Genomic DNA, 1,444 nt, shown 5'->3' on the forward strand with positions numbered 1-1,444 from the left:
CTCCTATGTATGGACTCGCCCCACCATTCAACCCGCTTTTGAACACTGCTACCCGATTGCATCTATGTATAAGGCCTATTCGAGGAAGCGTTAACCGGCTTCTGGCCAACATTGGGTAAGCTCGCGATATGCCGATTACAGTAAGGCCTCAAGGGCCAGTAGGAGCGCAGGCATCAATTCGCGACGGTCTGACCTGGGGTCAATGTTTCTTAGCATGGGTTGAAGCGGCTTAGCGCCTCGGTGGCAGAACTCTTTTATCAGTGACTCATCGTCGCCTCCTGGCCGCTGCCCGGCTGGCGACGATATGTTTGATCGTTTTGCAGCAGCACCCAGAGAATCCGAAGATTGCGATTAGCCAATCGCACCGCAGCCTCCTTGCGACCCAGTCGGTTGATCCAGCGCTGGAGACGCTTGTCGTCCGGCTGCTCTGAATCCGGTCGTATCTGTCTCAAAACAGCATGAGCGCCCTGAATCGTCAGGCTGCGCAAATACGCATCACCACGCTTGCTCATCCCGCCCAGTCGGGTCTTCTCGCCAGAGCTGTGCTGGCTGGGCACCAACCCGAAATAGGCGGCAAACAACCGGGCGTTGGCGAACCGTTCAGGTTCGGTCTGCTTGGCGATCAGCGCCGTGGCGATGATCGGGCCAACACCGCGCACCGTCATCAGCCGCTTCGCCGTCTCGTCTTCTTTCGCTGCCATTTCCAGCCGGCCGGTCAGTACGTTGACGCGATCGCCCAATTGGCTCCATTCGCCCAGCAGCTCGGCGATCAGTTCGCGCAGCAGATCGGGCAGCGGCTGAGTGGCATCCTCCAGTATTCGAGGCACGAGCTGGCTGATCGCAGTTTCGCCCTGCGCCATGGCCACTCCATGTTCGAGCAGCAAACCACGCATCTGATTACCGACGGCAGTGCGCCGCCGCACATATCCCTGACGGGCCCGGTGTAGCGCCTGCATCGCCATCGCGGCCGCGCTCTTGATCGGCACCGCCGAGATTTTGCAGTCGCGGCCGGCACGCAAGATCGCCAAAGCATCGTTGCGATCATTTTTCGGGCCGCTGCGGTGACTGGCGACCAGTTGAGCGGGCAGGATGCGAACCGGATTTCCCTGCATTTGCAGCAACCGCGCCCATGCTTGAGCACCGGGCCCGGTTTCCACCAACACCGTCACGCTTGGGGGAAGCTCACGGAGAAACACCTGAAAGGCTTCTCGTGACTTGATTCGCTCCTCGAATATCACTTGGCCGAGGGCATCTTCCCCGGCCACCTGAAAAACCCTTTTGGCAAGATCCACCGCAACGGTGGAGCATGCCGACACGTCGGCTGACAAAGACTGATTATTCGTCGTATGCTTTTTCATGGCCTCGCCCTCGCTGTCGTTGGCTTCTATAAGAATGCCACCGTGGCGCACAGACGCCTCGGCTTGGGCGAGTCCATACAATTACA

Annotated in this window: 1 protein-coding gene; it reads right to left on the reverse strand. The window is 59.1% G+C overall.

The window, feature by feature from the left end; genetic code table 11:
• Nucleotides 1–257: 257 nt before the first annotated feature.
• Nucleotides 258–1,316, reverse strand: coding sequence for an IS110 family transposase (locus tag L8H52_RS30260; RefSeq protein WP_242210165.1), 1,059 nt, complete (start codon nt 1,314–1,316; stop codon nt 258–260).
• Nucleotides 1,317–1,444: the final 128 nt, after the last annotated feature.

Source organism: Pseudomonas sp. CROZ-RG-20F-R04-15, assembly GCF_022662375.1.
GTDB lineage: Bacteria > Pseudomonadota > Gammaproteobacteria > Pseudomonadales > Pseudomonadaceae > Aquipseudomonas.